This window comes from Pseudomonas sp. K5002 (genome assembly GCF_013386655.1).
Classification (GTDB): Bacteria; Pseudomonadota; Gammaproteobacteria; order Pseudomonadales; family Pseudomonadaceae; genus Aquipseudomonas.
Window position 1 is genome coordinate 1 of record NZ_JACARK010000623.1, and the last position, 9194, is coordinate 9194.

The window sequence follows — 9194 nt, forward strand, 5'->3', positions numbered from 1 at the left end:
TTCCCCGGGCACCCGGTGCTGTTTCAGCAGCCGTCGACTGAAACGGCGGTGGTCAGCGAGTCCATGCAGCAACTGCGGGCCTTCTGGCCCGGGTTTCAGGCCGGGATCGACGCTGGCGCCGATGCGGTGATGATGGGTCCGGCGATATTCGCCGCATGCGCACCGCCCACGGCAGCCTCGGTGTCGCCTGAATTGATCGGCGTGTTGCGCCAGGAGTTGGGCTTCAAGGGGCTGGTCATGACCATCGACCTCGATCACCGCTCAACCATCGGCCAGATGTCCCTCGGCGAGGTCGCAGTGGCCGCGCTGAATGCCGGGGCCGACTTATTACTGATTTCCGCAAAGGCTATGCCCCACGTACCGCAGATCGTTCGGGCGATTGTCGCCGCCGTCGCCGAGGGCCTCTTGCCCCAAGCGCGGCTGGACGCCGCGGCGTTGGCCGTTGGTGCCTTGGCTGATCGCTGTTCAACCGTAGGAGCGCCATATGGCAACCCAAAATAACGTCCTCGCCCTGCATTCCACCGTTGCGAAACACTCGACCCTGGCGATGGATATCGACATCGCCCGGACGCTGGGTTTTGACGCGCTGGAGATCAACAGCGGCAAGCTGGAAGCGTATCTGCAGGCCGGCTATACCGAGTCGGACCTTCAAACACTGCTCAAGCATGTGCCCGTCACCGGCATCGGCTACCTGCGGGATATCGAACGCCAGGGCGCCGAGCGCGAGGACCTGTTCAAGGAAGCCCGGCGGCTCTTTGAGCTGGCCAATCTGGTGGGCGCCAAAGGCGTGCAGGTCCTCACCGGTCCGATCAATGTACAGGCGGTGATTGATTTTCAGGCGACCGGCAAGAGCCTGCATTACTCAGGCTTGCTGGGCCTGGATCAAGCCGAACAGTACGCCCGCACGGCAAGCAACCTGGCGGAGTTGGCCGATGTGGCCCGGCAATACGGTCTGCTGCTCTACCTCGAAGCCTTGTCCTGGACGCCGCTCAACACCCTGGATCACCAACTGCAGCTGATTGAGCGCACCGGGCGCAGCAACGTGAAGATGGTGATCGACTATTGGCATTGCTTTACCAGCGGCGTGACCCCTGCGGACGTCGCCCGGCTCGACAAGGACGTGATCTACGGCGTGCATGTCTGCGACTCACTGGCCTTCGAAGGCGGTATCCCGAATGAGGAGGTGCTGCGTGATGTGCCCACCGGCAGCGGCGTGCTCGACCTGGTCGAGTGGACCGCCGCGGTAAAGGCCACCGGTTACGCCGGGTGGTGGAGTTGTGAGTTGTTCTGCAAAAAACAGCAGCAGCAAAACAGCTACGCCGTCGCCCAACAATTGAAGACGCTGTTAACCGGCCTGGTCGGTTGATAACGCGCGTTTCGACACTGGCTGAATACTAAAAAGATCTGAGGTTGTCATGGTGGATTTCATCGTAATCGGGGGCGGCTCCACGGGCTGCACAGTCGCATCGCGCCTGAGTGAGGATGCGGGAGCGTCGGTGGTGCTGTTCGAGGAAGGCCCGCGGGATCGCAGCCCTTACATCCATATTCCCGGCGCCTACTACAAGACCGCCCAGGGCCCGCTGCTCAAGCGTTATGCGTGGGAGCCGACCGAGGACCAGCACCGCAGCGAAACGCCGACCATGGTCCAGGCCAGCGTGCTCGGGGGCGGCAGCTCGGTGAATGCGATGATTTATATCCGTGGCGTGCCTGCCGACTACGACGGTTGGGCCGAACAGGGCGCCGCCGGGTGGTCGTATAAAGACGTGTTGCCGTACTTCAAAAAGGCCGAGGACAACGAGCGGTTCTGCAACGAGGTGCACGGTGTCGGCGGGCCGTTGGGGGTGTCGGACCCGATCAATATCCATCCCTTGACCAAAGTCTGGCTGCGGGCCTGCCAGCAGTTTGGATTGCCCTATAACGAAGACTTCAACTCAGGCCAGCCCGAGGGCTGCGGGCTGTACCAGATCACCGCCAAAAACGGCTTTCGCAGCAGTGCCGCCGTGGCCTACCTGGCGCCGGCCAAGTCGCGCAAGAACCTGACGGTGAAGACCGGCTGCCGGGTGCTGCGTATCCTGATGCAGGGCAACAAGGCCGTCGGCATCGAATACCTGGAGAAGGGCGTGCGCCAGGTGATGCACGCCGACAAGGAAATCATCCTGTCCTGCGGCGCCATCAACTCACCCCGGTTGCTGATGTTGTCGGGGATCGGGCCCGCTGAGCAGCTGGAAAAACACGGGATCAAAGTGGTTCAGGATTCGCCCGGTGTGGGGCAGAACCTGCAGGACCATATCGAAATCTCACTGGTGTATGAGCTGACTGGCCCCCACAGCTACGACAAGTACAAAAAACCGTGGTGGAAGCTTATGGCGGGGTTGCAGTACGCGTTGTTCCGGCAAGGCCCGGCGGCGTCCAACCTGATTGAAGGCGGGGCGTTCTGGTGGGGCGACAAGACGGCGGTGCACCCGGATATCCAGTATTTCATGGTGGTGGGCGCGGGCATCGAAGAGGGTGTGGATTCGGTGCCCGGCGGCAATGGCTGCACGTTGAACCTGGGGCAGATACGGCCAAGGTCCAGGGGCTATGTGGAGCTTTACTCCGCCGACCCGATGTCCCCGCCGCGCATCGTGCCCAACTACTTTTCCGATCCGTACGACATTGAAAGCCTGGTGGACGGTTGCCTGGTGGGCGAACAGATCATGGCCCAGGCGGCCTTCAAACCCTACGTGGCTCGTCGGCATGTGCCGGAACCCACCGTGCGCTCGCGCGAAGCGATGAAGCAGTTCTGTCACGAGGAAGCCCACGCCGCACTGCATCCATCCGGCACCTGTCGCATGGGTGTGGATGAGCGGGCGGTGGTGGGGCCGGACCTCAAGGTGCATGGCATCGAAGGGTTGCGGGTGGCCGATGCGTCGATCATGCCGACCCTGATTTCAGGCAACCCCAACTCGGTGTGCATCATGATCGGCGAAAAAGCTGCCGACATGATCCGGACCGCCCGATAGGGTTGCCCGGGCGGTAACACCGGCCTCTTTTTGGGGCAGGCTCAGGCACCGATCAACCACAGCGCGAAACAGCTGCCGAGGGCCAGCAGCCCAAGGGCGATGCCAAGCTTTGCCTGCAGTTCAAGGGGCATTGCCCTAGGGTCCGGATGTTTGTCCATGGAATCAACGGACTGTACGCGGCCGTTGATCATCTGAGCGGTTGCAAAGAACAAACTGTGCATGGCATGTGCCTCGTGGGTCGTTTCTGCTCAAGTCGAGGCCGATATCGGCCGCCTGCTGGTCAAGAGCAAGCTCCATGCCATTGCCCCAACCTCAACGACGCCCCGTCCGCGTACTCACATCCACCCACACCGCCAGCACCAGGATGCTGCCCTTGACGATCATCTGCCAGTAGCTGTCCACGTCGAGCATCGACATGCCGTTGTCCAGGCTGCTGATCACCAGTGCGCCGAGCAGGGCGCCGTACACGGTGCCCGAACCGCCGCGCATCGATGTACCGCCGATAAAGCACGCCGCGATAGCATCCAGTTCGCCCATGTTGCCCGCCGAAGGTGAACCCGCCGCCAGGCGCGCGGTGTTGACCAGCCCGGCGAGGGCGCACATCACGCCCATGATCCCGAAGATCCACAGTTTGACCGCCTGCACGTTGATCCCCGACAGGCGCGTGGCTTCCATGTTGCTGCCCACCGAGTAGATGCGCCGGCCAAAGACGGTCTGGCTGGTGACGTAACTGAACACCCCCAGCAGCACCAGCAGAAGCAGCACCGGCACGGGAATCCCGTCGTAGCTGTTGAGGGTGTAGACGAAGCCGGCCAGCACGAAACCGATCAACACCACGCGCACGCTGTCGCGCAGCATCGACGGCAGCGCCAAGCCGTGCAGGGCGCGGTTGTGGCGTTGGCGCCAGGTCAGGAATATCGCCAGCCCGAACAGCAACACGCCGAGAATCACCCCGACCACTGTCGGCAGGTAACCCTGGCCGATGTACACCAGTTGTGGCGAAACCGGTGCAATCGTGGTGCCGCCGGTAATGCCCAGCAGCACCCCGCGAAACGCGAGCATGCCGCCCAGGCCGACGATGAAGGAGGGGATGCGCAGGTACGCGGTCATGTAGCCGTTGCCCAGGCCAATCAGCAAGCCACAGAGGGCGACGATGGCCAGGTTCAGCGGCAGGGGAATGTGATAAACCACATCCAGGATCGCCGCGACGCCGCCGAGCAAACCGAGCATCGAGCCCACCGACAGGTCGATCTCGCCGCTGATGATCACCAGCACCATGCCGCAGGCCAGGATGCCGGTAATGGACATCTGCCGCAGCAGGTTCGACAGGTTGCGCGGGGTCAAGAAACCGCCTTCGGTCTGCCAGCTGAAAAACACCCAGATCAGCACCACGGCGATCAACAGGGCGAGCATTTTGTAGCGGGTGAAGAGCTGTTTGACCTGGTTCATTTACGCGGACTTCCGATCATTATTATTGTCATGCCCGTTCGGTTGGCTGAGGGCGGCGGCGAGCACCTGTTCCTGGGTCAGGCCCTGGTTGATGAAGTCGCCGCGCAACTGGCCCTCGCCGATCACCAGCACCCGGTCGGAGACCCCCAGCACCTCGGCCAGCTCCGAAGACACCATGATGATCGACACGCCTTCGGCCGCCAGCGCGCCCATCAATTTGTAGATCTCATATTTGGCGCCCACGTCCACGCCACGGGTCGGTTCGTCGAGGATCAGCACCCGGGGTTTGGTCAGGAGCATCTTGGCCAATACGGCCTTCTGCTGGTTGCCGCCGGAGAGGCTGGTGATCGGCAGGAACGGGTTCGCCGTCTTCAGGTGCATGCGCTTGATTTCCTGCTCGACGCTGCCCAGTTCCGCCTCGGCATCGATGCGCGTCAGGTGCGAGAAACGGTCCAGCACCGCCAGGGTGATGTTTTGCCCAACGCCCAGGTCCGGGACGATGCCCTGGCGCTTGCGGTCTTCCGGGACCATGCACAGCCCGGCGCGAATCGACTTCAGCGGCGTGCGTGTATCAATGGGTTTGCCATCCAGCCACACCTCGCCTTGGTAGCGCCCGGGGTAGCTGCCGAACAGCGCCGAGACCAGTTCCGTGCGGCCGGCGCCCACCAGCCCGGCGATGCCGAGGATTTCGCCACGGCGCAGGCTGAACGAGACATTGTCCACCCGCTTGCGGCTCGGGTTATCGACGTCGTGGCAGGTGATGTTGCGCGCCTCGAACAGCACCTCGCCGGCCGCATGGGGTTCGGTGGGGTAGAGGTTGCTCATCTCACGGCCGACCATCTGCGTGATGATGCGCGACACGTCCATCTCGGCCATGGCCGTGGTCGCGATGTGTTTGCCGTCGCGGATCACCGCGATGGTGTCGCAGATGGCCGAGACCTCATCGAGCTTGTGGGAGATGTACACGCAGGCGACGCCCTTGGCCTTGAGCCCACGGATGATGTCCAGCAGCACCTCGATTTCCGAGCGGGTCAGCGCCGAGGAGGGTTCGTCGAGGATCAGCAGGCGCGCCTGCTTGTTCAGGGCCTTGGCGATTTCCACCAGTTGCTGGTAGCCGCCGCCGTATTGCGAAACGGGCAGGGCGACGTTCATGTCCGGCACTTTCAGCTCGCGCATCAGGGCTTCGGCACGGTGCATCATGGCGGGGTAGTTCATGCGCCCGCCGGGCAGTGTCAGCTCGTGGCCCATGAAGATGTTTTCGGCCACCGAGAGGTCGGGTACCAGGGTCAGTTCCTGATGGATGATCACGATGCCGCAGGCTTCGGTTTCGGCGATGGAGTGGGCGCGCAACGGCTGGCCGTCCCAAAGGATTTCGCCGTCCCAGGTGCCATGGGGATACACCGCCGACAGCACTTTCATCAGGGTCGATTTGCCGGCGCCGTTCTCGCCGCACAACCCTACGCATTCCCCGGGTTTTACCTTGATGTCGATGCCATTCAGGGCTTTGACGCCACCGAAGGTCTTGACGATGTTGTTCATTTCCAGCAGGTAGTCGGACATGGCGGGCACTCATTCCACAGCGAAAAGGCAGGAGCGGCCTCAAACCGCCCCTGCAGTGAGCCGTACGCTTACTGCCCGGCGATTTGCGCTTTGGTGTAGAACCCGTCTTCTTCCAGCACGTTGACGTTGTCCTTGGTCAACGCGGTCGGCTTGAGCAGGATGCTCGACACCTGTTTGCTGCCGTTGTCGTACTGCGAGTTGTAGGCCGGTTTCTCGTCACGCACCAGTTGCACCGAGAGCTTGGCCGCCTCGGACGCCAGCAGCTTCAGGGGCTTGTAGACGGTCATGGTCTGGGTGCCGGCGATCACGCGCTTGATCGCGGCCAGGTCGGCATCCTGGCCCGAGACCGGCACCTTGCCCGCGAGTTTTTGTGCCGCCAGGGCCTGGATCGCGCCGCCGGCGGTGGCGTCGTTGGAGGCGACGATGCCGTCGATCTTGTTGCTGTTGGCGGTCAGGGCGTTTTCGACAATGCTCAGGGCTTCGGTGGGGTTCCATTCCTTGACCCATTGCTGGCCGACAATCTTGATGTCGCCCTTGTCGATCGAAGGCTGCAGCACCTTCATCTGACCCTGGCGCAGGATCTTCGCGTTGTTGTCGGTAGGTGCGCCGCCCAGCAGGAAGTAATTGCCTTTAGGCTGCGCGTTCAACACGCCCTGGGCCTGCATCTCGCCGACCTTTTCGTTATCGAAGGAGATGTAGGCGTCGATATCGGCATTCAAAATCAGGCGGTCGTAGGACAGCACTTTCACCCCGGCTTTCTTGGCCTCGGCCACCACGTTGTTCAGCACCGTGGCATTGAACGGCACGATCACAATCACGTCGACGCCCCGGGAGATCAGGTTTTCAATCTGCGAGATCTGCCGCTGTTCGTTGGCGTCCGCCGACTGCACATAGACCTTGGCCCCCAGTTGTTCGGCGGCGGCGGTGAAATAATCGCGGTCGCGGGCCCAGCGTTCAAGGCGCAGGTCGTCGATGGAAAAGCCGATTTTCGGATGGGCCGCGTCGGCCATGACCGAATTGGAAAGCAGTGCCAGAGCGCTGGTGAGCAAGACAGTTTTCAGGTGTTTCATGATGGTGAGTCCCTTTTATTGTTGTTTAGACGCACTGCTGGACCTGGAGCGTAGCGGTCATGGGTAGATAAAGCGATTCACTACGCCTTCGAGCATCTCCTGGCGGCCACTCACAGCTTGTGGGTTCAGTTGGTGGCTGAAGGCATGCTCGGCCAGCGACGCCAGGCTGAAGTCGCCGCCAAGCACGGCACGCCCGAAGGATTGGTCCCAGCCGGCATACCGCTGGGCCTTGAACTGTTCGAGGGCGTCGTTCTGCACCATGGCGGCGGCACGTTCCAGGGACAGCGCCAGCACGTCCATTGCGGCCACGTGGCCATGGAACAGGTCCACTTCGTCGAGGCTTTGGCGGCGTACCTTGGAGTCGAAGTTGTAGCCACCTCCCTTGAAGCCACCGGCCTTGAGTACCTCGTAGGTGACCAGGGTCAGCTCCTCGACGCTGTTGGGGAACTGGTCGGTGTCCCAGCCGTTCTGCGGGTCGCCACGGTTGGCGTCGATGCTGCCGAAAATCCCCAGGGATGCGGCGGTGGCGATCTCATGGTGAAAGCTGTGGCCGGCGAGGGTGGCATGGTTGGCCTCGATGTTGACCTTGATCTCTTTCTCCAGGCCGAACTGATGCAGGAAGCCAAACACGGTGGCGCTGTCGTAGTCGTATTGGTGCTTGGTGGGCTCCTGTGGCTTGGGCTCGATAAACAGCTCGCCGGTGAAGCCGATCTTGTATTTGTGTTCGACCACCATGCGCATGAACCGCCCGAGTTGCTCGCGCTCGCGCTTGAGGTCGGTATTGAGCAGGGTCTCGTAGCCTTCGCGGCCGCCCCACAACACATAGCTGGAGCCCTTGAGACGGTGGGTGGCATTCATCGCGCTGAACACCTGGGCCGCCGCATAGGCAAACACTTCCGGGTTCGGGTTACTGGCGGCGCCGGCGGCAAAGCGCGGGTTGCTGAAGCAGTTGGCAGTGCCCCACAGCAGCCGGATACCGGTCTGTTCCTGATGGCCTTCGAGCTGGTCGACCATCCGCGCAAAGTTGTCGCGGTACTCCGCCAGGCTTGCGCCTTCGGGAGCCACGTCGGTGTCGTGGAAGCTGTAGTAGTCGATGCCCAGCTTGGAGAAAAACTCGAACGCCGCTTCGGCCTTGCCGCGTGCCACTTGCAGGGCTTCCCCCGGTTGCTGCCAGGGCCGCTGGAAGGTGCCGGAGCCAAACATGTCACTGCCGGGCCAGACAAAGTTGTGCCAGTAACACGCGGCCATCCGCAGGTGCTCGCGCATCGGTTTGCCGAGGATCAGCTTGTTTGCATCGTAGTGCCGGAAGGCCAGGGGAGAGTCGCTATCGGGGCCTTCATAGAGGATTTTTTCGACCGCGGGAAAGTAGGGCATCGCCAGATCCTTGTTGTTATGAGTGCACGTTAACCTTGCCTCGATACTAGCAACGGCCCCCGGCCAACCGATTATGAAAATCACCAGAGCAGGGTTCGATTTTGAGTGGTTTTGCGCGCATAGTGGCTCGACATATCGCATGGAGCCGCCCCTGTGAAAACTGTCCCGCCTGTGCACCGGATTGCCCTGCTGTTCAATGGCAACAAGATCTATGATCGCGGCATCATCACCGGGATCGGCAACTACCTGAGCAGTACGCGGGTGTCGTGGGATCTGTTCCTGGAAGAGGACTTCGTCTGCCGGCTCAAGGGTATCGAGCGCTGGCATGGCGACGGGATCATTGCCGACTTCGACGACCCGGCGATGGGCCCCGCGTTGGCGGGTGTGCATGTGCCGGTGGTGGCGGTGGGCGGGTCTTATGAGGATGAGCGGGCTTACCCACGGCATACTCCGTATGTGGCCACTGACAATTTTGCTTTGATCAAGCTGGCCTATGAACACCTGATCGAAGCCGGGCTGACGCGCTTTGCCTGTTTCAGCCTGCCTGAAGCCGATATCAACCGTTGGGCCCAGGAGCGCGAAAAAGCCTTCCGCCGCCTGCTGGAGCGCGATGGCTTGCCGGTGGAGGTGTATCGCGGGCTCGGCACCAGCGCGCCGCTGTGGGACTCGGCGGTGGAGCAACAAATTGCCTGGTTGCACAGCCTGCCCAAACCCATCGGCATCATCGCGGTCAGCGACG

General features: G+C 62.0%; 9 protein-coding genes. 4 read left to right on the top strand and 5 right to left on the bottom strand.

Annotation, left to right across the window (positions count from 1 at the left end):
* The 3 genes from HX846_RS24890 to HX846_RS24900 form a co-directional block, all read left to right on the top strand.
* Positions 1-501 (top strand): glycoside hydrolase family 3 N-terminal domain-containing protein (locus tag HX846_RS24890; RefSeq protein WP_306173149.1); only part of this gene is annotated, 501 nt, incomplete at its 5' end.
* On the top strand, positions 485-1366 hold the full coding sequence (locus HX846_RS24895; protein WP_178966292.1) for a sugar phosphate isomerase/epimerase: 882 nt from the start codon (positions 485-487) through the stop codon (positions 1364-1366). The genes HX846_RS24890 and HX846_RS24895, both read left to right, overlap by 17 nt.
* A 49-nt stretch (positions 1367-1415) precedes the next feature.
* Complete coding sequence (locus tag HX846_RS24900; protein ID WP_178966293.1) at positions 1416-3002, top strand: GMC family oxidoreductase; 1587 nt, start codon at positions 1416-1418, stop codon at positions 3000-3002.
* Between the two features lie 41 nt (positions 3003-3043).
* On the opposite strand, the gene HX846_RS24905 is transcribed toward HX846_RS24900, so the two are convergent.
* From HX846_RS24905 to xylA, 5 genes are all read right to left on the bottom strand, one after another.
* A complete protein-coding gene (locus HX846_RS24905) occupies positions 3044-3223 on the bottom strand; it encodes a hypothetical protein (RefSeq protein ID WP_032899468.1) in 180 nt (59 codons plus the stop codon).
* 91 nt (positions 3224-3314) lie between these two features.
* On the bottom strand, positions 3315-4451 hold the full coding sequence (locus HX846_RS24910) for a sugar ABC transporter permease (RefSeq protein WP_003219656.1): 1137 nt from the start codon (positions 4449-4451) through the stop codon (positions 3315-3317).
* Positions 4452-6011 carry a D-xylose ABC transporter ATP-binding protein gene (gene xylG / locus HX846_RS24915; RefSeq protein ID WP_178966294.1) on the bottom strand — a complete coding sequence of 520 codons (1560 nt, stop codon included), beginning with the start codon at positions 6009-6011 and terminating at the stop codon, positions 4452-4454.
* 68 nt (positions 6012-6079) lie between these two features.
* Entirely contained in the window at positions 6080-7081 is a 1002-nt protein-coding gene (gene xylF / locus HX846_RS24920; protein ID WP_008436026.1) for a D-xylose ABC transporter substrate-binding protein, read from the bottom strand.
* A gap of 57 nt (positions 7082-7138) precedes the next feature.
* Complete coding sequence (gene xylA, locus HX846_RS24925) at positions 7139-8455, bottom strand: xylose isomerase (protein WP_003219661.1); 1317 nt, start codon at positions 8453-8455, stop codon at positions 7139-7141.
* Between the two features lie 153 nt (positions 8456-8608).
* Between xylA and HX846_RS24930 the strand changes: the two genes are divergently transcribed.
* Positions 8609-9194, top strand: a 586-nt coding sequence (locus HX846_RS24930) for a substrate-binding domain-containing protein (RefSeq protein WP_178966295.1), incomplete at its 3' end; no start/stop codon positions are given.